This window comes from Pseudochryseolinea flava (assembly GCF_003286915.1).
GTDB classification, from domain to species: domain Bacteria; phylum Bacteroidota; class Bacteroidia; order Cytophagales; family Cyclobacteriaceae; genus Ohtaekwangia; species Ohtaekwangia flava.
Genome location: NZ_QMFY01000002.1, coordinates 36753 through 58215 on the forward strand (window position 1 = coordinate 36753; position 21463 = coordinate 58215).

Sequence of the window (21463 nt, forward strand, 5' to 3'; positions counted from 1 at the left end):
CTTGTATAAGAAAGTATGCTAGACACGAAGTTAGCATTTGATAAAAAAGACATTTTACACATGGGCGTTTTGATCTTATAAGTGTTACATATTTAGGCATAACACTCATTATCGCAACCACAATCTGCATGATAATTCAAGTTTATCTGTTCTGATAATGTCAAACCTAAACCGGCTAAAGTCATTGTTATCCGCCTTATGAAAAAAACAACTGAGATCTTTTCGCAGGACATTCGTGTATTAAGCCCACGAAAAACGTTACTATCAAATTTATCACGTTACAGTGACCAGGTATGGGACCTACAAGGCGAACATCTCGGCAAGATAAAACGGCTCATCCTAGATCCGCTGGATGGTAGCTGCAAGCGAGTAGTAATCGCTTACGGCGGCACCATCGGTGTCGGCGCGAAATGCTTCTCCGTGCCGCTTCACGATCTCACCGTTTCAAAAAGTGGGGTATCCATCCTTAATCCCGGTAATTTGCGCCCTGGCCAATGAGACGTGGAAGAACCGAAAAAGAACTTGCAGTACCTCCAATCTATAGACCAGCACCGTTCACCCGTTTCACTTCTCCAACACACGCCCGTAATGTGTGATATTTATAAGTGTTGTAGAACTTCATAGAACAATACTATATTATACGCATGGTACCTTTACATCGTTAGATGCATATCTCGTGCATTGATTGCAAATTAAAGTCTGATCATGAGTCGAAGCGTTATCACCTTTTCAAAAGACAACCTTGATTTCAGTTCAACTCTAAATCAAAGAGTCAACGAGTATTTCAGAACACGAAAGATCAGCAAGCACGGAAACCGGGAGATGTTTATTAAAACAATTTTCATGTTCCTGCTTTATTTTGTTCCATACCTGGCTATACTCACTGAGACTGTGACACATCCAGTACTGCAAATCATCAGCGTAGTTATCATGAGCATCGGTCTTTCGGGCATTGGCCTGTCCGTAATTCATGACGCAAATCACGGCGCCTATTCCAAACAAAAATGGGCCAATACGTTAATCGGCTACTCACTAAACATGGTCGGTGCAAATGCCTTTAATTGGAAAATCCAACATAATGTCTTGCACCACACCTACACGAATGTCCACGATGAAGATGAAGACATCAGCCCTCGGGGCGTGCTCAGAATGACACCTCACTCAGCGTGGAAACCCATCCACCGTTACCAATACATTTACGCATGGTTTCTCTACGGTCTGATGACGATCGTATGGATGGTGGTAAAGGATTTCGCTCGTTTGATCAAGTATCAGAAGAATGGACTCCTTAAAAAGCATAGTGGAAATGCAACAAAAGAGTGGATCATCCTGATCGCAACAAAAATAATTTATATTTCCTACATCTTTATTCTACCGGTGCTGCTCACGGACCTTTCCTGGTGGCAGGTACTTATAGGGATAACGATACTACATTACCTGGCAGGCTTCATGTTAGCAATCATCTTTCAACCAGCCCACGTTATAGACGGAACGGCGTATCCCCTACCCAATGAGGATAATATGCTGGAAAACAATTGGGCAATTCATCAACTGCATACCACCACAAACTTCGGCAACGATAGCAGATGGTTCTCATGGTACGTTGGCGGATTGAATTTCCAGATCGAACATCACCTGTTCCCAAATATTTGTCACGTTCACTACCGGAATATTGCCGCCATTGTCAGGAAGACCACTATTGATTTCGGTTTGCCTTACAAATCCTGCAGAACATTTCTTGATGCATTGAACGGACATGCGAAACTGTTACGAAGCCTTGGCAGGAGGCCAACTACCGTTTGACGGACACAGTTACTGGCGTGATCATACGACCGTATCATTATTAACAATCACTAGTACCATGACAGAAAAAACAAATGACGCTGCTACTATAAAAGAATATCCGAAGCCACCGTTCGAGAATCAAAAGCAGCCTATCCCAGGTTACGAAAAATCTTTGCGTCCAAAGGCAGATCATGGTGAAACATCTTATAAAGGGTCAGGCAAATTATCCGGCAAGGTTGCCATCATCACGGGCGGAGACTCCGGAATAGGTCGCGCTGTGGCGATCGCTTACGCGCGTGAAGGAGCCGACGTTGTGATCTCCTATTTAAATGAACATGAGGATGCGGAACAAACAGCGGCCATTATTGAGCAAGCAGGAAGAAAATCCCTTTTGATTCCGGGAGATATCAGCGTCGAAAGCCACTGCATCCGTATTATCGAATCGTGTGTTAAGGAGTTTGGGTCGATCGATATCCTCGTGAACAACGCCGCATTTCAGATGGAACGTCACTCGCTGCAAGACATCTCCTCAGAGGAATGGGATAGAACATTTAAGGTTAACATTTATCCCTTGTTCTATTTCTGTAAAGCAGCCGAAAAGTATCTTAAACCTGGAAGTACCGTTATCAATACCACGTCAGTGAATGCTTATAAGGCACCTGCCAAATTGATTCCGTACTCAGCAACCAAATCTGCGATCCAAAATTTCACGGCAAGCCTGGCACAAATGTGGGCTGAGAAAGGTATACGTGTAAACTGCGTAGCACCAGGTCCAATTTGGACGCCGCTTATTACCTCAACCATGAGCAAGGAACACATTGAAACATTCGGCGAAAGTGTATTTATGAAACGGCCTGGGCAACCCGCCGAGCTTGCTCCGGCTTTTGTAATGCTCGCGAGTGAAGACTCAAGTTATATGACCGCATCTACGATACAAGTTACAGGGGGATATCCGACAATATAGTACATTGATCGAAATGATTTTTGACACCACACAAACGAAGCTAAGTCTTATCCGATCATAGCACAACAGTAGAATGCACTAATCAGCACGAAAGCGGCCAAGAGTTAAATCCCTTTGGCCGCTTCACTGTTAAATTCGCTTTACTCGCTGATCTTATCGTGACCATTTTGCTTCACCATCTTATTATAGATGCCTAGCATAAGAAATGGCGCCGTCCACTGTCCGATGAACAATGCTGCATCGTCCTTCTTCAATAATTTCATCGTTAGTGATAGTGCGATGGCCGCTACAGATGCCCATAGAAATACATCCGAGGGCAGCTTCGCCGTCTGATCTTCTATGGTCTTCGCCAGCGTACCTTCTTCATGCTCGGTGTTTGTCATTACATTTTCCATAATTTAGTTTGGTTTAATTCCAGTATCTCAAATACACATGCCTGCGCCCGTCGGCGTCTAACAATACCTGAACTCCTATCGCAGAATGTTCATAAAGTAATACGTTCGTATTGTAGAATCCGCCAGAGCAATACTCGTTTCATTCGGATATCACACAAGAATTTATTCATGAAACTTTATATAAATCACGCGTAAACTGCATACGATTAACGGGATCAAACTTGCTCAACAGGGAAATCATATCCCCCGTATTTAATGAAAGCGATAAACGGGATCATCATAATGACGTTGCATGATGTATTGATTAAGGCATTACTATTTCAACTGAGATAAATGACAAACTTATAACGTACAACATATGATTAAGAAAATTACTTTATCCTTCATGAGCTTATCACTGCTCTTGATTAACGTGGTGTTAGCGCAAAGTGGCGCGCTAGGCTTTCACGTAACGATGTCCGAATATGATGGAGACCTGAATGGAAATAAGCATCATTTCTACAGCTTTCCATCAAAGCAAGTTGGTGGTGCAGTATCCTTACAACAATATCTCAATCCATCGTTCAACCTTGTAGAGAAAATCTCATTCAATCAAGTCCGCTATCAAAACGACGCTGGCACGGAAGGGTTTGACGCTGACTTTTACGTGCTTAATCTCAAATTTAAGTATAAGTTCAATAATGGCTACATCTTCAAAGAGGATGCTGCGATCGCTCCTTTTCTTGTTGCCGGTGCAGGAGGATCTTACATTGACTCCAAGCAATATAGCGAGCTTGCATCAGAACCAATCACCGACGGAGAGATCAAAGCGAACCTTGCTGCCGGCGTGGGTATTCTGTTTCAATTCAACGATCGCTTTGGGCTCGAGGTAGCCAACACTATCAATGCGCCACTATTTGACTCATGGGATGGCGTTAAGAGCGGCGGCAATGACTTATACCTCCAACATAGCGCAGGATTGGTTTTCAACTTGAGAAAACCAGTAGATACAGACGCGGACGGGGTAGCTGATAAAAGAGACAAGTGTGCCGATACACCGAATACGGCAAAAGTAGACTCAAAAGGATGTCCTGTTGATGCCGACACTGATGGCGTGGCCGACTATCTTGATAAATGTCCTGCTGTAGCAGGTTCGACTGCATTGGCGGGTTGCCCAGACAAAGATCAAGACAATGTTGCAGACGTCGATGACAAATGTCCCGACGTGCCTGGCGTACAACGTTTCGGTGGGTGTCCGGACAGTGATGGAGATGGAATTGAAGACGCTAAAGACAAGTGTCCGAATTTAGCAGGACTTGATATTTTTGAAGGCTGTGCTGATGGTGACAATGATGGGGTCCAGGATTCAGCTGACAAATGTCCTGACACTGAAAAAGGAATCAAGGTGGACTCCGTCGGATGTCCCACAGATAGTGACGGAGATGGCGTTACAGACGCAATTGACAAATGCCCTACCTCAGCTGGCGATGTTGCGAACAACGGGTGCCCGGTTGTAAAAGAAGAGGTTAAAAAACGCCTGAATTTTGCTACGCGTGGGATAACTTTCGAAACCGGCAAAGCAATCCTAAAAGTAAGCTCCAACCCGATGCTTGATGAAGTTGTAAGCATTCTGGAAGAATATGACGACTACACGTTGAAAATGGGAGGACATACAGACTCGCAAGGATCCGCCGAAGCGAATCTCAAGCTTTCGCAAGCCAGAGCCGATGCCGTTAAAGCCTATCTCATCAACAAAGGTGTCTCTGAAAATAGAATCGAAGCCACTGGTTTCGGCGAAGAACAGCCAATCACAAACAACTCAACGGCGGCAGGGCGAGCGCAGAACCGCCGTGTTGCACTGGAACTTATTCTGAAATGATTTACAGCGTTTCATGGAAAAAAATACTGATCGGAAGGTTAGTATTTTTTTTTGCCTGCCTGTTGTTGCTGACCAACAACTCCGGAGCCAATTCAGGGAGTCGCAAGCGCGCGTTCAATGTGTAACCGCAGCAATTCCATTGTTTTTATACTTAATCTTCAAAACTTCAGTTTAAAACCTTTTATTTTAGCGAACGCTTCCAGTCTCATGGCCAAACTTTTAACATCAATATTGAGAACCTTCGCAGCGTTTCTTTTATTAAAACCATTTTGCTGCAGCACCGATACAATACTACGATACACCTGTTCGGCCTGCACAACTACCTCCTGCACCGCTATAGTTTTTCCCTCCATAGGAAGCACCAATGGCAAATGTTGGCCGGGCAACGATAAATCTGATATCACATCGTCTTCCGACATGAGCACGGCACGCCTGATCACGTTCCGAAGTTCACGCAAGTTGCCAGGCCAATGATAACTTAACATATCAAGCACTACTGCTGGTGAAAAATGACTGACATTCTTGTGAAGCTCTTCATTCGTTTTAGCAAGGAAGTGTTCAGCATAAAATAGTATGTCGTCTTTGCGCTCTCTGATCGGCAAAATATTCAACGCAAATTCGTTGAACCGATGAAACAAGTCCGTCCTGAATGTGTGCGTCTTCACAGCATCAATCAGACGAATGTTGCTGGCCACCACTATGCGGACGTCAATCGGAATTTCTTCATTTCCGCCAATACGCCTGACTTTCTTTTCCTGGATCACACGAAGAAGAGATGCCTGCACGTCTAGCCCGAGATTGGTAATCTCATCAAGGAAAAGTGTACCGTTTGAAGCTATTTCAAATGCTCCTTTTTGTTGTTTCGCTGCGCCCGTAAACGCGCCTTGCTCATAACCAAAAAGAACGCTGCGCGCAAGTTCTGAAGACAATGTTCCACAATCAATAGCGTGAAAAGCATGCGAAGCCCGACGACTTCGGCGGTGAATTTCACGGGCAAATGCTTCCTTCCCACTTCCACTCTCTCCATATAGCACTACCGAATAATTTGTCGGCGCAACCAGATCAATGGTTTTTAAAACTTGCAGAAAGAAAAGACTTGAACTCAAAACATAGCCCTCGGGCACGGTTGCTATACTTTCAGCTTTGTTCTTTTTCGCCGGCAATGCTAACTTCGGTTCATTGTCACGCAGCAATTCCATGACAACTTCCACCAGTTGACCTGAAGCAACAGTCTTGACAATATAATTCGATGCTCCACGACGGAGCGCGTCTACAGCATTTCGCACATTATAATGCTCTGACTGCATCACAACGGGCATGGCAGGATACAACCGATTTATTTTGACAACGTTTCCAAGCCATCAGCGCGTCCCAATACAGCATTGCAAATAACAAGATCAATTGTAAATGTCTCAAGAATCCCGAAGGTGTCATCTCCGTTCTTCGCTTCATGCCAGGTCAAATCATGTCCGTTGAAACTTTTCCGTACGGCGATCCTGCTTGTTCGACTATAATCGATGATTAAAATTGATTTCATAGTTGCTTGTTTAAGCGAAATGATCGCCCGTGATGACTTGGGGATCGCGCTAGTAATGGCTTTTGTGAAAGCTACATCTATAGTACATCAAATACTATGGAACTAATCTATGGATTCACTAACGTTGTGATGCCGACACGCTTACTACGCCTATTATTTAAGCGCTTCATACTCGAGCTATACTTCACTGCACTTCCCTTCAGCGCGCGCAAAAACCGTAGAGACGCTGCGCGCAGTTTACACACCTAGCTAACAAAAGCTAAATCTCTATTACGGGTAACGTACACCATCAAAACGACTATTTATCTACGGCACAATTATTTCAGTAACTCACCGAATCCGATCTCTCGAACTAACGCAGAGCCCTTTCGATATACTTAACTTCATTTCAAGAACAGTACAAGATGATCATCATGATGATAGACGACGACCCGGACGACAGACTACTATTTTGTGATGCCGTCGCTGAACTTTTTCCCGAAGCAACTTGTGTGACTCCTCATACATACTCCGATATTAGGAGAAATCTCGCACAAACTACCCCCGACATAATCTTCCTCGACGGCCACATCCTTCCTGTTAGCTGCAAAGAATGCCTGGATTTAATAAAGAAACTAACCGACCGGACACAAACCAAGCTCGTTATTCATTCCGGGAGCCTTAGTCCGAACGAACTAAAGGAATTTGATCGTCTTGGAGTCGACCGGATTGTTATCAAGGCTTCTTCGTACAGGGAGCTGAAGGAAAACATTTGCAATGTTATCGAGGAGTACATCGATCTAAAACATCATCAAACACCGTAATCCCACCTTACTGAACTGCATAAGCAAGATTCGGCAGATAACTATCAAACTGTTCATCAATAATAAATTGAACTATGCCATTAGTCAAAGAGATTGATAATATCTTATTATTTTCTTCGTCGCTAAGAATCATCCCTTTGTCGGTAACCATCACAACGTTGAAGAAGTTTATTGTCCACGATCCTCCGTCTGGCAAATACTTGATCCGGATTTTAGCATGATGATCAACGATCGACTTCATCAGCAACTTGAATTCCAATACCGAAATCACGTCCTCTACTCTCGGTTGATCTTTTATTTCCATAAGAAGCTTTAAATAACGAATAATGAAAAAGTGATTTGGCACGTCCCGAACTGCTTATCGGAAGTACACTACAAACCTCCAACCATTCAAGAGAGGGCCTTCGTGTCTTTTACATATTTAACGACTGCACAAAAGAAAGCATTTCATGACGAAACGGGTTATGCTGCGTCTCAAGTCTTTTACATATGCTACTGGTCAAAACGCATAAATGACTGTCGTCTGTCCCCAGACATATATTGAGTAAGGAAAAGTTTATGGAGCCGTAAAGAATATAACGATTGACGGCAATAGTGTAACCGGCTGAAAGTACGATGGGCTAACTTCGCAATACAGTTTGGCAAAATGAAAAATTTGAAAATTCTGCTCATCATCGTTTGTATCGCGTTCATTGACGTGGAAGCCAAGCCTTCCGTCGCGCCAATTTCTTTTACAATTACCAGGAAGGGATTCAGTAGTTCATACATCTTGCGCTGCACGGGAGCAAAAACCGGAATTGTCTTTGTAACGGTTCACAACGATGAAGGATACTTAATGATTCAAAAGAAAGCTCGTCAGCCGGAATTGCCTTCATTTCTCGTTGACTTTACGGCGTTTCCCGACGGTAGGTATAAAGTAAGGATCACCGATGGTTTAAAGTCGTGTACTTTAATAGTGCACCACTCAGCAAACATGTCACCAAACTACACGAACACAGTGTGTCCGAAGTCCGAAGCGCAATGTTACTCAGCAATTTTAACGCTACATTGCTTCGATGACGTCAGGGCATTAGCGTAGTCATGCAAAGTAATCAGCAGTGAAGGACCTATTTTTGATCAGTCGAAACCGTAGCAGGCGGAATGAGTTCCCGTTCAAAGTAAGCGAGGTGGCTATGAGACTCATCTCCCACAATTTCACAATAATAAATGCGCTGATAATATTTGCGAATAATCAGTGGCAACCCGGGATTTACTCTTGCTGAAATACGTGTACCTTCTGGATAGATGTTATCGTTACTTAATGTTTTCATTTTTAAGGTTTGTTTATACTGGTTACGATGTAATACCACAACACCGAGCGCGCAGAACTGCCCGATGAAAACTCTGATCCAGCATACACCGGGGCAATCAATCAACATACCGCGCAAGGTCGGGAGGGAATGCCTAATGATCAGAACCGGTATTAGCGCCCATAAAACCACCATAATTGCCTGAGAATTCGGAATGAAAGTTTGCATCTGGCCAATGCTTTTTATCAAAGCCCGGATTGTTTTCAAAGGCTGATCGGCTCTGCTCGAAAATGAACGTGCGATTCTCTGTATCGAGCGTAAGTGCCTCAAAAGGAACGGCGAAATATTTCTGATTAACTCCGGCAAATCCACCAAAAGCGATTATTATGTATTCAATTTTCCCGATGTCGATATTGAGCATAATATCTTCTATTTTCCCAAGATCTTCCCCGGAATCATTGAACACTTTATCACCAATGATTGACTTCGCCGTAAGTATCCGTACCGGATCGTTTGCATTCCTTCCAGAATGATTCTTTCCGGTGATATTATCAGGATTGTTCAGATTTTTTAACTCTTCCATAAAATTCATTTGTAAATTGTTCTCACCAATTGAACGCGTCTGCATTTGTTGCAGCGTGTCAACCGCGTAAAGCTAGCAACATCAGCTCACAGATGTGTTATACGAAGATTTTGCAACGTTGCATATTTCCCACTTTACCAACGAAACAATGTGTGAATCCTATAACGATCCACAATCCCTTTACAACACATTGAGCAACAGAAATGACTACATTGCTTAAACCCCTTTCCGGGCGATCTTACTATGAACGCACTATCCAGATATTTCGAAGACAACAAACCCAGCGACTTTCATCCAGCCGATTTTCCGGAAGTGGTCGCCGAGGTCGCCGATCTAAGAGCACGACTCGAAAACATTCTGCAACCAGACAATGACATTGTCATCATTTCGTATGTTAGACACCACGCGATCGGGTGTGACTTGGCTAAATCACATGCAGCGCTGATTAAAATTCTTAACACAAAAGGAAGTTGTGCCCATTTGGAGAACGTCTTCGTCGCCTGCGGCACTAACACGCAATTCAGGAACTCGCTTGAAAACTATGTTAAAAGCGAAATCAATGTTTACTATAAATATTCGCCACCATCGCGATATCCCAACGGCGACTTGCGTATCGACGATAGCATCAGTGCACCCTGATTCGGGAGACATTCGCCGCTAAAAAACTCATCAAGCAAACAAACATCTTATGAAGCATCTAAGAAGCATTATCATTATTCCCTTGTATCAGATCATCGACAACATCTACAAACTCCTCTCTCACGCACCAGCATTCCAGAGATACAGTAATGTGCTTTGTAGAAATCAAAAATCGGCGCAAAGAAGCCTCCTTGAACCGCCGTACGTCCCTTAGCCCACCACGACCTTGAATCCTGTTTTCTCCTACGCCGTGAAGATATTTTATTCTACTTTTGCGCTAATCATCAAGACAATCTGTACCATGAACCTTTATAAGCGAGATTTAACCGCTTTGCTAAACGTTGATCTTTTTGAACGTTGAGTTACCAACCATAACGCCTATCTTTAATGCACTCCTGCTAATCGTCGAAACCACAGAATCCGCCGCCGTTGATATTAAGTCTAGATCGTGTCAAGGACGACAAAACGAAGTATAGACACCGTCGGTCGATCGACTTGAGTACGGACAACCGATGTGCATGCAACTATGAAGATCTACGTCAAATATATGGTGAGCCTCAGGTGTAAGATGATCGTGAAAGAGGAATTAGAAAAACAAGGATTGACAGTGTCCTCGGTTGAACTTGGTGTTGTCGAAACTCCCAACGATGTGACAGAACAGCAGCTTGCTGCGTTAAGGGACAACCTTTTTCGAAGTGGGCTGATCGTGCTCGATGACAAAAAAAGCATTTTGATCGAAAAGATAAAAGCGGTGATTATCGAGATGATTCATTATGAAGACGAGTTGCCGAAGATAAACTACTCGAATTATATAAGCGACAAGCTATCCTATGATTACACGTACTTATCCAATATCTTTTCTGAAGTAAAGGGCATCACGATTCAACAATACATCATCCAACACAAGATCGAGAAAGTAAAAGAGCTGTTGTTGTATGCCGAATTAAATCTAACCGAGATCGCTTACAAAATGCACTACAGCAGCGTGGGGCATCTATCGGCGCAGTTCAAAAAAATCACAGGACTAACGCCATCATTCTACAAAAAGCTAAAAGAAAAGCGAAACAGTAATCTCGAAGATCTATAACCAATCGCATCGCGATGTGGCCGACAAGCCTGGGCATCGCTTCTCCGGCCGTGAAATTGAATCCAAGCTGACGTTAACAGCATCAAAACAGATTTCACTGCATCTCAAATCCAGAATTTCTCCAGATTTACACCACACCCACAAATTCCACCTGACGAAAATTCCAGCTCCAGAATTTCCACAAAATCTCGCGGCTACTTGCATGCATGATGCTTTCCATGCTAACCCCTATGACGCACCGAATCAAACTCTGGGTGCTGCTAATCATACTTGTAATTGCAATCGTTTTTAATACGGATTTCGCTCATGATCAAGTCTCTTGAATTTGTCGATGTACAGTGAGTAACATCGTTGGAATGTTCCTTTTAGGTTTACTATTTGACATGGTTAATGCGATCTACCTCAGCATTCCGCTCGTGTTCTACCTATGGCTATCGCCCGACAAGTTAGTCAATGGGCGGTGGCACAGATACTTCACACATTTTTTTGTTTTTTGTTTTTCATTTCTCTGTCGCGCTACTATTCAACGCAGTAGCTGAGTTTCTGTTCTGGGACGAATTCAGCGTACGGTTCAATTTCATCGCTATAGATTATCTGATCTATACAAACGAAGTAGTTGGCAATATCAATGAGTCCTATCCAATGCCGATTTTAATTTTTGGAATAACAATTGGCGCAATGCTTAGTTAGCGAAGAAATAGTTCATGTTGTCAAAATAGCCGTACCCTCCGTAGATGTATTCGCATGTGTATCCTTTGTCATGAAAAACTTTTCCAAGTGAAAAATAGGTGTTCAATATTTGGACTGTAGGTGCTAACGGGAAAGCGTCATTAAGTACGATTATCTTCCGACCCTAATACGCGTTCTACCCAAGGTGACGCAACAAATAAAAAATTGACACTAAACAACTCTTTGTAGCACAACACCGATACGAGATGACGTTTTAAAATAAAATTGCACATCAAGTGACGTATCAGCCTTTTCAACTCCTTCGACGTCTATGATTTTAACCAGTCATTCGGCGTCAACATTGACACTTCTTTCTCTGGAGCCGTTTAGAACATCACCAACAATCGAATGATCTTTTATCTCATTAAGTTTGCTACCAAAATTGGTCCTGCGAAGGTGAAAGAAAACAATCTAAAAATTGCTACTGCATTTTGGGTTACATAAATGATACGAATAACTCATCGCTAACCGCTATGTATCCCTCGTAATTTCCATAAATTTATTCAACTAACAGACACTCAAAGATGCATTTAGGTTTCTTTGGAGTTGTTGAGCGATAAACCGGTGAATTTCGTTACGATTTTGTTACTCGAGTCAGTTAACACACTGAGAAGTAATGGAGTTCAAATATTGTATCGGTAAGTAGACTTGAGTTCACCTTTTTTTTAACCAACTATTCTTTGTCCCAAGATTTGACTTTAATACAAAGTTACGGGGCAGAAGTATTGTAATCCAACTTGTTTTGCGTACTTCCTAAGCAACCCTAAGAAAATAGATAGCTTATGTCCGAAAGCTTTTGGCAGGATTAGCATTAAGACGTCACATACCTGAGCACATGCCGACTTAAATGATTCACAACATCTTCGGCAATACTTCCAACAAGAAACTGAGCAAATCCTGTTCTACCAAGTGTGGCCATGGCGATTAAATCGGCATTGATGCTAGACGCGAAATGTTGAATACCTTCCTCTTCACTCCTATCGTTGTAAATATTCATTGTGAAGTCTTTCAATCCGAGCTTTCTAGCAAACTCTTGCATTATACGCCTTACATCATGATCGGGTTGAAAGTTCATTGGCGTGTTAATCCTTACAAGGTGAACTTTTGAATTGTACATCGCCTGGGTGTTCTTTACCGCTTGGGCAAATGCTCTTTCGTTCTGGTTTAAGCAACTCGCATAAACGATGTTCGTATAGTCTCTTCCGGAGTTTTTTTGATGACCTGCAAGCACTGGACACGGACCACCTTCTCGGTGTTTGATCCTACAAGCATCTCTTCAAACCTGGAATGACCGGAAGTGTCCATAACCACGAGATCTACATTATGATCGGTAATGACAGTACGCATGCAATGGAAAGGATCCTTTTCCAACACTGCCTTGGATTCAAGTTGCTCGAGTTTGCCGATAGTAGTTTCAGTCGATGAATCTTGAGCATGCGCGACATAGGAAATGCTGATATGCAATAAAATCCTCTGCGCGTTTTTTCATTTTAAGCGGGGTAAGTTGGGAATGGTATACATAAAAGCAAAGAAGCTAAATGCCGGTAACGTTAGCTAGCGATACACTCGTCCTCACTCGTTGTAGTTCTCTTTAAGTCATTGGTAGGAACACATAAAACGTAGCGCCTTTATTTTCTTTTCCTTCGGCGTAGATACGCCCACCGTGGTCTTCCACGACTTTCTTCGCGATTGGTAGTCCCATGCCGGTACCTTCGATGCCTTTTTTGTCGTGAAGTCTCTGGAAAATAGAAAATATTTTCGCAATGTATTTTTGATTGAAGCCTATTCCATTGTCACTAACCTTGATACAAACGTAAACCTTCTCTTTGTTCAGCGCATGTGTCTCGATTTGTTCGGGAGTAATTGGCTCCGAGGTAACGGTTACTACAGGCTTACCTACATTAAATTTAAGTGCGTTACTAATCAGATTCCCAAATAGCATCTCCATTTGACTGGCGTCGGCTAATATCGTCGGCAGCGTTCCTACGTTTATTACTGCCTCACACTCTTGGATCATCGTGTCGTATTGAATCAATACATCCTTCAGTACGGTGTTAAGGTCTGTTTGTCTTGGATGTGTCTTGTGATTTTGAAGCAACGATGAATAGCTCAAGAGGTCGCGCAGGAGATTTGACATTTTCGAAGCTGTGTCACCAATTTTGCCTACATATTCTTTTATGTAGTCGTCGGTATTTTCATACTCCGTGAGATAATTCGAAAATGTCTGAATCTTACGCAGTGGCTCTTGCAGGTCGTGACCGGATATAAATATGAATTGCTCAAGTTGTTCATTCGCACTTTTAAGCTTGTAGTTTGACAAGAGGAGTTCACCGATGTTGTTGAAGGCAAGCAATATGAGCGTCTCTTTGCTTTTATCTTCTGTGAGCCGGTAAGCATTTACAAGAAATGCCATATCGCCCAGTTTCGAAAAAAAGTGTGCCAGCCGGAACTCTTTATAGTGTGTTTTTTTTCCGAGCAGATCATTTAAATGTTCCCGGAGCGATTGGATATCCCATGAATGATGATCGAGCTCGTATATAAAGCATCCAATGGTATTTTCAGCGTTAAGTTTAAATGTTTCGTAGAAAGATTTGTTAGCGGTGCGTACCTGCAGATTTGCTGTGAGTACAAGAAAGGGACTGTTCACCGTATCGACGATTGCGTTAGCGTAGTTCTGTGACTGCTTTAACTCTAGATTTCGTTTCTGTAATTCTTCGTTGATGGTGGTGAGCTCCTCATTGGCCGATTGCAGTTCTTCTTTCGAAGTCTCCATTTCCTCATTAATACTTTGCAGCTCTTCGTTCGAAGACAGGATCTGTTCATTGTTTGCCTGAAGTTCTTCGTATGTAGTTTCGTATTCTTCGTTGGTGCTTTTTATTAATTCCCGAGACCGGCGAAGTTCTTCTTCAAGGCCAACAATGGTTTGCTCCCTTACAACAGAGGTCTTGGGCTTGCTTTTGAGCGCTACCTTTTTTGTTTTACTTTCCGGAATCTCCCGGAATATGACCAGGTAAAATGATTCATGTTGCATTTTTCGGGGTGCAACTTCGAGCACTAGCTCTTGTGGACGTTTATTATTGTGAATAACGATTCCTTCCTTCGAGACAGTACGCCCTGTTTTTTTTGCTTGCTGAATGAGCATACGAAGATCGAACAGGAGATCCTCGCGGATCATTTTAAGAATGTTAAAACTTGCCTTCCCGACTACTGGTAAAAGATAGTGTGAAGTGATTCCGAAGAATTGCACAATGTGAAGGTTTTCATTCAATACCAAACACGGCATCACATAATTGCTTAAGATCACTTTGCCGATCTCTCGCTCAAGGTCATACGGTGGCTGCGATAAAAGGCGAGGAGATTTCAGGATGACCTTTTCCGTTGAGTCAGCGGGTAAACGAACCACCTCGCTCGGAGCTTGCTTTCGACCATACATCCGGATTTTCTTATCAAGCGAATCGAAAAGCTCACTCGCAATTCCAATCGATTCCGATTTTCCTAAAAATAGAAACCCATTGGGTTTAAGCGCGTAGTGAAATGTTCGAAGAATTTTTTCCTGTGGTTCATTCTTGAGATAGATCAATACATTTTGACAACTGATCAGGTCCATCCTGGAGAACGGTGGATCCGACAGCAAATTTTGCTGAGAGAATATGCAGACTTCACGGATAGATTTTTCTATCTGATAATGACCGTCAATTTTTCTGAAGAACTTTTTCAAACGCTCTGATGAGATCTTCTGCATAGCGCTGATCGAATACGTACCGACTCTCGCCTTTTCGATAGCACCGGCGTCGAGATCGGAAGCAAATACCTGGTAAGGAATTGTTAGTTTCTTCTTCTCCATATATTCCGCAAGCGTGATCGCGATCGAATAAGCTTCCTCGCCAGTTGCACACCCAGCAATCCAGATACGAAGTGTTTCTGTTGCTTTTTGTCCCTTAATCAATCGTGGGATTGCGACGCTCGTAAGTGCTTTATAAAAATCGACATCCCTGAAAAAACTGGTTACGTTGATCAGGAAATCGTTAAAAAGCTCGTCGACTTCTCTGTGACTTTTCCTGAGCAGTGCGTAATAATCATCCAGCGAGGACAGTTTATTAAGCGCAACTCTTCGGAGAACCCGTCTGTAGATACTAGGTTGTTTATAGTGCAAGAAGAAATCTACCCCTCTCCTCGACTTTACTATTGTCAAAATTCTTTTTAGTGCTTCACGGTCGGTGTCGATCTCTACGTCGTTGTCCTGCTCCGCTCCTTCTCTGGCAACAATGCCATTGCTTGTCTTCGCCCAGGTACCTAACTCTTTGGCAATGGCCTCGGGTGGTAGACAAAAATCAGCATAGCCTGCTTCACGTGCATTCTTCGGCATGCTGTGAAATTGTGCGGAGTGGTCTTGCGTAAACGTAATTCCGCCTGCGGCTTTTATTGCTTTTAGCCCCAGAGTACCATCTGTTGCAGTACCCGACAAGATCACGCCGACGGAATTGCTCTTGTAAACCGACGCAAGCGCAGTGAGGAAATAGTCAATTGCAAAGTTTCCATTCGCCGTTACAACCCTTGGTGCGAGCTTAAGATGTCCATCTACAATGCTCATGGACGCGTTTGGTGGGATTACATAGACGTTGTTCATTTTGACCTCCATGCCATTCCTAACCGTATGGACCTTCATCTCGGTTTTTAGCTGGAGAATTTCAGCAAGCGCGCTCTTGTGATTGGGTGACAGGTGCATTACGAGCACATACGCCATGTCGATGTTAGCGCTAAGGTTGCTAAGTACTGTTGAAAATGCCTCAAGCCCTCCTGCGGAAGCTCCAAAGCCCACGATAGGAAATGGTTTGGGTGGCGGGGACTTCGAATCAACTGTCGAGGTTGTCACCTTTCTGTTGTTCGGCTGGCGTATGATCTTTTTCAACTGGACATACCGGATGGCGTGTTTACAGCAATAAGTTAGCAAATAAAACGGACCGTTTGTGAGAAAGTATAATTTGATATAGATCAGCGACGACTAATGCGTATATAAGTGACGCGTGACGGACCTACGTTTCTGTTAATTGGAGAAACGAGCAGACTGGAGCACCGTAAGGTTGAAGATATACCATGCGAGAGTAACTTGTAAATATTATTCACAATATCGTAGAATGATACAACAATGATTTCTTGATAATTCATTTAAGTTTGGTTACTGAGTTTTTTTTCGATGAAAGAATGAGTTCACGCTCATAATAAGCAAGATGCTTCATTTCTGGGTGCTCTGCGAAGGCGCAGTAGTAGGTGCGTTGATAGTATTGATCGATAATCAACGGTCCTGGGGCCAGTCTGGCCACTACGCTGCTGCCGACGGGATAAATATTGTCGTTGCTTAAGGTGTGCATAATGATGTGTTTAGTATTGGCGGGAACTTGCGATCAACTTGATAGGCTGTCACCTGACCGGTACGGTGCTAATTAGTTAAAGGTGAGATTAATTAAGTTAACAACCGTTACATCCCACCTTTATTAAGTTGCATTATTCCAACATATAATGACCCAGCATAGTGTGATATCTGCAACAACTGTTATACAGAGTATAACATGATGTCGGGCAGATCACATTAACTTTACCCCCAATGGAACAAATAAATAATCAAAATGCCCTTGATAACACAACCGGCAAGAATCACACAGGCAAGGAAGCTAACAAGCCTGTACGTATTTTAACAGCAAAATCAATCATTGGCGATAAAATTTCAAACTGTGCTGATGAAGACCTTGGATCTATCGAAGATATTATGCTTAATATAGACGAAGGCAGGATCGAGTATGTGATCATTGCGTTCGGTGGATTTATAGGGATGAATAAAAAATATTTTGCCGTGCCTTTTGCTGCACTGACGATTGACACTAAGAATCATGCATTCGTTTTTGACCAAAGTCGTTCTGTATTTGAGAATGATCCGGGATTCGACAAAAAACACTGGCCCGACGCAAATTTTCATACGACACGATCCAGAAATTATGGCGGTTTTATGGGAGCGAACACTGGCTCGGACCATTAATTCATTGTGAAAGAGATTACCGAATTTTCTTAAACCTCGCCTCCGCGTAACAGGTTCTTACAACCAGAGACAGCAACGCAATGTTATCTTGCATGATCAGCCACGCCAATAGCAGCATCCTCTTTCGTGTACATCTAACCGAAGTGAATAATTACCGAATATGTGTAAACTGGTGAAATACCCCCAATCCCAAACACATGAATATACGCATAGTAAACGTGGACGATGATCAAGATGACAGAGACCTTTTTTGTCATGTCATTCAAAAAATTGATCCGGAAATTCAGTGCATCCAGATCGATAGCGGAGAAGAGGCTGTTGAGATGCTTTCCAGGAACGAAATTATACCTGATTACATTTTTATGGATATTAATATGCCTCGGATGAATGGGTATGAATGTGTTAAAGAAATTCATCACTATTCATCTCTCAGGAATACAACCATTGTTATGTACAGCTCTACCTTCAATCCACGCGACCAGGTCGATTTTGCGTTGCTTGGCCTTAAATATCTGTTGAAAACTAGTGACCTGAACTCCCTGATAAAGTCGATCAGTGATTTGATTGGCTCTAAATCTAAAACACAGAGTGTTATATAATAAATCCGTTCATCTACCCAGATGAGAATGGCAAACATAGGCATGGTTATTTAGCAATTTGTAATTTGTAATAACCTTATGCTTTGAACTTCTAGCGTCATCGTAAATACACTTCGGACACAGGAAAAAGAGTACGACTTAACACTACTTATCTCATACTGCGCTCGTTTTGGGGTTTTGTCAAAAGCAGCAGATATGAGATACGGACAGTTGCAATATTATAACGACGAACTTAATCAATGGTTTAGAATAGTCACGTTTCAAAAGAATGTGATGGATGAATCGATAAGACAATTGAATGTGATTCTCACCTTCCCAATAGTTTCGATACCGACTTACAAAATTGGAAATTCTTTAGTTGACCGACTTAATTCCGAAAAAAAGAACGTAGATTTTTTTCACAAGATCTCAGCAATCAGACAAAGCGTCTTCGGAAAGCAATTTCCATTGGCGACCACGAAGCATTCATCTGTGACCAACAAAAGAATCTGAGGATGAAAATGAAGAGGCACAAACTTAAATTTATAAGGATCACAGACGATTGCTCGGTATTTGTTTCCTCCTTCTTTGAATTCGTAGAGGAGCAGATATCTGCATGATCTGTTCTGTGAAGAGATTTGAGCTAACGGTTGGACACCATTGTCATTCTGAAGAGTCAAAAATAATTTTTATAATTTTCTAATGCAAAAAAGATGCGACCTACTCCGCCACCATTATCAGGTACTCATATATGGCACAAATATCGTCCTGTTATCTTGCGTTTGATGATCGACGCAGACGGTGCTGTGCAACATTACTCGTTTTCGAGCCACGAATTCACAAGAGAATATCCAAAACGAAAAACAGATCTCGCATTTCTATTGTACCTCCACAGCTCCAAAGCACTTAACAATATTAAGTCTTCCGAATTAGCGCAGTCGCTACTGTTAACACTACAAGAATCCAAAACCGTTACGGCGCTCACGTCGGAATCAACCTACGAGTTTTTGTTTGACGAACACTTTGTCCTGCACGTAAGAAAGGCTGGTGTTAAAGGAAACAAGATGAACGAGAAGTCAAACATGGTAGCTAACCGCACATGAGTGGTCGCGGAGCTATCTTCCTTACTGCACACCTCGGACCTTTTGAATTTGTAGCACAGGAATTAGCACTTAGAGGCTATAATCCTTTTATAGTGGGTACACCCCCACACATCGCGCGTTAAAAATCGTTCGTCGACTGCTACACAAACGTTACCCAAACTACGAATCGATTTAGCCTTATAGTTTTAATTTGAAGAACACTGAAAACAATACTAAAGCGATGCCCAAGTTGTTTGCATGTGAGCCTACTCCTCATCATGACGCTTGCGTTTGTATGTCATTTTAAGCTGGTTGCCCAGGATAAGGATTCAACCTTTATACAACAGGTTAAAGAAAGCCGGCCAGTAAAAAAATTATTGGGACTTATTACCCGCGAATCCCAAGCCAACACTATTGAAACAAAAAGTGAAAAGGCTTTTCTAAAATACGAAGGCAAAATCATAAGACGTATCGAGTTAAAACGTCTTGGTTTTGAGCAGTCTGTGGTAGACACCGCTCAGGTGTTAAAAACATTCGTATCACGTTTGGCCAATAAGATTCACTACGATACACGCGCATTCGTAATCAGGAATCATCTTTTTGTCAAAGAGGGGAAACCATTGAACCCTTACCGTGTAGCAGATAATGAGCGCGTGATACGTAACCTGGATTTTATACTTGATGCGCGGATCCTGGTAAAGCCGATTTCCCAAAAGTCAGACTCGGTAGACTTACTCGTTATTACCCGCGATATCTTTAGTTTAGGTGGCTCTGTCAGTGGGCGACTTCCTAACCAGTTCAATATTGGCGTGAAGAGTATTAACTTCTTTGGTCAGGGCCAGCGGATTGAGTACCGACAAATTTATAACACCACGCGAACTCCCCGGCTCGGATATGAATTTATCAATCAACTTACTAATGTGGGAGGAACATTTATCGATGTTACCACGGGCTATACACAGTTAAACAGGGGGCCAAGCATTGGAAATGAAAATGAACGCTCATTCTATGTTAAGATAAGCCGCGGCCTCTTTCAGCCTTTCACACGAGTTGCTGGGGCGATTGAATTCAGCGATAACATTTCGAGGAATGTTTTCCGATCGGCCGAAGACAGTACATTTATACAGTACCATTACGTGATCCAGGATTATTGGGTCGGTTATAGTTTTGGGTACAAGACATTACCTGACGACCTGAGAGAGAACCGGAACAGAAAGTTCATCGCATTGCGGGTCGTCGAACAACGTTTTCGGGATGCCGGGAGAATCAGCTTTTCAGAGCGAGACTTTTTCGCCTACCGCGACAGAGTAACTGTACTCGCCCAGACTTCTTTTTTTCGACAGGATTTTTATGAAACACGTTACGTGGTTGGCTTTGGACGCACTGAGGACATTCCTTATGGATATCGTATCTCGATCACGGGTGGTATTGAGAATGAACTTGGAAATAGACGAGCTTACTTTGGAAGTGAGGTGTACTACGATAAGATCCTGGATCAAGGCACACTACTTACCTACACTGTGAAGAGCGGAAATTATTGGAATCGTCGCGGAATTGAAGATGGTCTGTTTCAATTTAAACTCAGACGCTATAGTAAAGCAAGACAGAAGGGACGGATCGTTTTTAGGAATCAATTTGAAGCGGGGTACTCTATTCTCTTCAACCAAAATTTAAAGCGGGGAGTAAGCATTCGTGATGTCGATGGCATCATCGGATTCAGGCCCGATAGCCTTGTTGGTCGACAGCGCATTACATTAAGCCAAGAGACAACGGGCTACCTGCCGTGGAAAGTCATCGGATTCAGGGTCGCTCCTATTGCGAGGGTCGACATTGCTATAATCAGAATCAGTAAGGGGTTATTTCGATCCAGAAATTTCTTCTCAGGCCTGTCGGTGGGTCTGCGGGCAAGGAATGAGAATTTGATTTTTAATACAATCGAAGCACGTATGTTTTACTATCCGGTGGTTGTTGAACGGGTCAATCATTTTCATTTTACGTTGACTTCTAATTTCAGAATCAAGTATCCGAGTAGTTTTGTTAGCAAGCCGGCTACAATATTTCCCTGAAGCGGAACTCATTCAGCATGTCGCGACGTTCTACCAC

The 21463-nt window shown here is 42.8% G+C and carries 22 protein-coding genes; 12 read left to right on the forward strand and 10 right to left on the reverse strand.

The window, feature by feature from the left end:
- The first annotated feature begins 843 nt into the window (after positions 1–843).
- Entirely contained in the window at positions 844–1803 is a 960-nt protein-coding gene (locus DQQ10_RS05430) for a fatty acid desaturase family protein (protein WP_245970299.1), read from the forward strand.
- A 58-nt stretch (positions 1804–1861) separates the two neighbouring features.
- Positions 1862–2749, forward strand: coding sequence for an SDR family oxidoreductase (locus DQQ10_RS05435; protein ID WP_112745826.1), 888 nt, complete (start codon positions 1862–1864; stop codon positions 2747–2749).
- Positions 2750–2889: 140 nt separating this feature from the next.
- On the opposite strand, the gene DQQ10_RS05440 is transcribed toward DQQ10_RS05435, so the two are convergent.
- The gene (locus DQQ10_RS05440; protein WP_112745827.1) at positions 2890–3144 is read right to left on the reverse strand and encodes a hypothetical protein; all 255 of its coding nucleotides are present in this window, start codon (positions 3142–3144) and stop codon (positions 2890–2892) included.
- 358 nt (positions 3145–3502) lie between these two features.
- Between DQQ10_RS05440 and DQQ10_RS05445 the strand changes: the two genes are divergently transcribed.
- Positions 3503–5002 carry an OmpA family protein gene (locus tag DQQ10_RS05445; RefSeq protein ID WP_112745828.1) on the forward strand — a complete coding sequence of 500 codons (1500 nt, stop codon included), beginning with the start codon at positions 3503–3505 and terminating at the stop codon, positions 5000–5002.
- Positions 5003–5160: 158 nt separating this feature from the next.
- Here DQQ10_RS05445 and DQQ10_RS05450 read toward each other — a convergent pair whose 3' ends face one another.
- Complete coding sequence (locus DQQ10_RS05450; protein WP_112745829.1) at positions 5161–6321, reverse strand: sigma-54-dependent transcriptional regulator; 1161 nt, start codon at positions 6319–6321, stop codon at positions 5161–5163.
- 17 nt (positions 6322–6338) lie between these two features.
- Positions 6339–6539, reverse strand: a complete 201-nt coding sequence (locus tag DQQ10_RS05455) for a response regulator (protein WP_112745830.1) — start codon at positions 6537–6539, stop codon at positions 6339–6341.
- A 404-nt stretch (positions 6540–6943) separates the two neighbouring features.
- Here DQQ10_RS05455 and DQQ10_RS05460 point away from each other — a divergent pair, with 404 nt between their 5' ends.
- The gene (locus tag DQQ10_RS05460) at positions 6944–7342 is read left to right on the forward strand and encodes a response regulator (RefSeq protein ID WP_112745831.1); all 399 of its coding nucleotides are present in this window, start codon (positions 6944–6946) and stop codon (positions 7340–7342) included.
- 7 nt (positions 7343–7349) lie between these two features.
- On the opposite strand, the gene DQQ10_RS05465 is transcribed toward DQQ10_RS05460, so the two are convergent.
- Positions 7350–7646 carry a hypothetical protein gene (locus tag DQQ10_RS05465; protein WP_112745832.1) on the reverse strand — a complete coding sequence of 99 codons (297 nt, stop codon included), beginning with the start codon at positions 7644–7646 and terminating at the stop codon, positions 7350–7352.
- Positions 7647–7988: 342 nt separating this feature from the next.
- Between DQQ10_RS05465 and DQQ10_RS05470 the strand changes: the two genes are divergently transcribed.
- Positions 7989–8420: a hypothetical protein gene (locus DQQ10_RS05470; RefSeq protein WP_112745833.1), complete on the forward strand. Its 432-nt coding sequence runs from the start codon at positions 7989–7991 to the stop codon at positions 8418–8420.
- 28 nt (positions 8421–8448) lie between these two features.
- Here the strand turns inward: DQQ10_RS05470 and DQQ10_RS05475 are convergent, their stop codons facing one another.
- Together DQQ10_RS05475 and DQQ10_RS05480 are read right to left on the reverse strand one after the other, a co-directional pair.
- The gene (locus DQQ10_RS05475; RefSeq protein WP_112746219.1) at positions 8449–8652 is read right to left on the reverse strand and encodes a hypothetical protein; all 204 of its coding nucleotides are present in this window, start codon (positions 8650–8652) and stop codon (positions 8449–8451) included.
- 133 nt (positions 8653–8785) lie between these two features.
- Positions 8786–9214, reverse strand: a complete 429-nt coding sequence (locus tag DQQ10_RS05480) for a PRC-barrel domain-containing protein (RefSeq protein WP_112746220.1) — start codon at positions 9212–9214, stop codon at positions 8786–8788.
- 243 nt (positions 9215–9457) lie between these two features.
- Here DQQ10_RS05480 and DQQ10_RS05485 point away from each other — a divergent pair, with 243 nt between their 5' ends.
- Together DQQ10_RS05485 and DQQ10_RS05490 are read left to right on the forward strand one after the other, a co-directional pair.
- Positions 9458–9853 carry a hypothetical protein gene (locus tag DQQ10_RS05485; RefSeq protein WP_112745834.1) on the forward strand — a complete coding sequence of 132 codons (396 nt, stop codon included), beginning with the start codon at positions 9458–9460 and terminating at the stop codon, positions 9851–9853.
- 526 nt (positions 9854–10379) lie between these two features.
- Positions 10380–10940 carry a helix-turn-helix domain-containing protein gene (locus tag DQQ10_RS05490; protein WP_112745835.1) on the forward strand — a complete coding sequence of 187 codons (561 nt, stop codon included), beginning with the start codon at positions 10380–10382 and terminating at the stop codon, positions 10938–10940.
- Between the two features lie 1540 nt (positions 10941–12480).
- On the opposite strand, the gene DQQ10_RS05500 is transcribed toward DQQ10_RS05490, so the two are convergent.
- The 4 genes from DQQ10_RS05500 to DQQ10_RS05515 all read right to left on the reverse strand — a co-directional run bounded on the left by DQQ10_RS05500 (position 12481) and on the right by DQQ10_RS05515 (position 17038).
- Positions 12481–12900 (reverse strand): universal stress protein, encoded by a 420-nt coding sequence (locus tag DQQ10_RS05500; protein ID WP_165823806.1) that lies wholly within the window; start codon positions 12898–12900, stop codon positions 12481–12483.
- Positions 12834–13043 carry a universal stress protein gene (locus tag DQQ10_RS28370; RefSeq protein WP_394341963.1) on the reverse strand — a complete coding sequence of 70 codons (210 nt, stop codon included), beginning with the start codon at positions 13041–13043 and terminating at the stop codon, positions 12834–12836. Before DQQ10_RS28370 ends, DQQ10_RS05500 begins: the two co-directional genes overlap by 67 nt.
- A gap of 217 nt (positions 13044–13260) precedes the next feature.
- Positions 13261–16578 (reverse strand): CheR family methyltransferase, encoded by a 3318-nt coding sequence (locus DQQ10_RS05510; RefSeq protein WP_133259539.1) that lies wholly within the window; start codon positions 16576–16578, stop codon positions 13261–13263.
- A gap of 253 nt (positions 16579–16831) precedes the next feature.
- The gene (locus DQQ10_RS05515) at positions 16832–17038 is read right to left on the reverse strand and encodes a hypothetical protein (protein WP_112745840.1); all 207 of its coding nucleotides are present in this window, start codon (positions 17036–17038) and stop codon (positions 16832–16834) included.
- A gap of 233 nt (positions 17039–17271) precedes the next feature.
- On the opposite strand from DQQ10_RS05515, the gene DQQ10_RS05520 reads away from it, so the two are divergent.
- The 5 genes from DQQ10_RS05520 to DQQ10_RS05540 all read left to right on the forward strand — a co-directional run bounded on the left by DQQ10_RS05520 (position 17272) and on the right by DQQ10_RS05540 (position 21426).
- A complete protein-coding gene (locus DQQ10_RS05520; protein ID WP_112745841.1) occupies positions 17272–17700 on the forward strand; it encodes a PRC-barrel domain-containing protein in 429 nt (142 codons plus the stop codon).
- 197 nt (positions 17701–17897) lie between these two features.
- Positions 17898–18299 (forward strand): response regulator, encoded by a 402-nt coding sequence (locus DQQ10_RS05525; RefSeq protein WP_112745842.1) that lies wholly within the window; start codon positions 17898–17900, stop codon positions 18297–18299.
- Positions 18300–18494: 195 nt separating this feature from the next.
- Positions 18495–18791 carry a hypothetical protein gene (locus tag DQQ10_RS05530; RefSeq protein WP_112745843.1) on the forward strand — a complete coding sequence of 99 codons (297 nt, stop codon included), beginning with the start codon at positions 18495–18497 and terminating at the stop codon, positions 18789–18791.
- Between the two features lie 272 nt (positions 18792–19063).
- A complete protein-coding gene (locus DQQ10_RS05535) occupies positions 19064–19381 on the forward strand; it encodes a hypothetical protein (protein ID WP_112745844.1) in 318 nt (105 codons plus the stop codon).
- A gap of 239 nt (positions 19382–19620) precedes the next feature.
- Entirely contained in the window at positions 19621–21426 is a 1806-nt protein-coding gene (locus DQQ10_RS05540) for a hypothetical protein (RefSeq protein WP_133259540.1), read from the forward strand.
- The last annotated feature ends 37 nt before the right edge of the window (positions 21427–21463 follow it).

What these genes read in the sequence shown, in the direction of transcription:
- DQQ10_RS05455 (WP_112745830.1), bottom strand. Translation starts at nt 6,539, where the DNA reads ATGAAATCAATTTTAATCATCGATTATAGTCGAACAAGCAGGATCGCC.
- DQQ10_RS05480 (WP_112746220.1), bottom strand. Translation starts at nt 9,214, where the DNA reads ATGGAAGAGTTAAAAAATCTGAACAATCCTGATAATATCACCGGAAAG.
- DQQ10_RS05470 (WP_112745833.1), top strand. Translation starts at nt 7,989, where the DNA reads ATGAAAAATTTGAAAATTCTGCTCATCATCGTTTGTATCGCGTTCATT.
- DQQ10_RS05520 (WP_112745841.1), top strand. Translation starts at nt 17,272, where the DNA reads ATGGAACAAATAAATAATCAAAATGCCCTTGATAACACAACCGGCAAG.
- DQQ10_RS05525 (WP_112745842.1), top strand. Translation starts at nt 17,898, where the DNA reads ATGAATATACGCATAGTAAACGTGGACGATGATCAAGATGACAGAGAC.
- DQQ10_RS05435 (WP_112745826.1), top strand. Translation starts at nt 1,862, where the DNA reads ATGACAGAAAAAACAAATGACGCTGCTACTATAAAAGAATATCCGAAG.
- DQQ10_RS05450 (WP_112745829.1), bottom strand. Translation starts at nt 6,321, where the DNA reads ATGCCCGTTGTGATGCAGTCAGAGCATTATAATGTGCGAAATGCTGTA.
- DQQ10_RS05465 (WP_112745832.1), bottom strand. Translation starts at nt 7,646, where the DNA reads ATGGAAATAAAAGATCAACCGAGAGTAGAGGACGTGATTTCGGTATTG.
- DQQ10_RS05440 (WP_112745827.1), bottom strand. Translation starts at nt 3,144, where the DNA reads ATGGAAAATGTAATGACAAACACCGAGCATGAAGAAGGTACGCTGGCG.
- DQQ10_RS05460 (WP_112745831.1), top strand. Translation starts at nt 6,944, where the DNA reads ATGATCATCATGATGATAGACGACGACCCGGACGACAGACTACTATTT.
- DQQ10_RS05485 (WP_112745834.1), top strand. Translation starts at nt 9,458, where the DNA reads ATGAACGCACTATCCAGATATTTCGAAGACAACAAACCCAGCGACTTT.
- DQQ10_RS05530 (WP_112745843.1), top strand. Translation starts at nt 18,495, where the DNA reads ATGAGATACGGACAGTTGCAATATTATAACGACGAACTTAATCAATGG.
- DQQ10_RS05490 (WP_112745835.1), top strand. Translation starts at nt 10,380, where the DNA reads ATGAAGATCTACGTCAAATATATGGTGAGCCTCAGGTGTAAGATGATC.
- DQQ10_RS05475 (WP_112746219.1), bottom strand. Translation starts at nt 8,652, where the DNA reads ATGAAAACATTAAGTAACGATAACATCTATCCAGAAGGTACACGTATT.
- DQQ10_RS05430 (WP_245970299.1), top strand. Translation starts at nt 844, where the DNA reads ATGTTCCTGCTTTATTTTGTTCCATACCTGGCTATACTCACTGAGACT.
- DQQ10_RS05445 (WP_112745828.1), top strand. Translation starts at nt 3,503, where the DNA reads ATGATTAAGAAAATTACTTTATCCTTCATGAGCTTATCACTGCTCTTG.
- DQQ10_RS05515 (WP_112745840.1), bottom strand. Translation starts at nt 17,038, where the DNA reads ATGCACACCTTAAGCAACGACAATATTTATCCCGTCGGCAGCAGCGTA.
- DQQ10_RS05535 (WP_112745844.1), top strand. Translation starts at nt 19,064, where the DNA reads ATGATCGACGCAGACGGTGCTGTGCAACATTACTCGTTTTCGAGCCAC.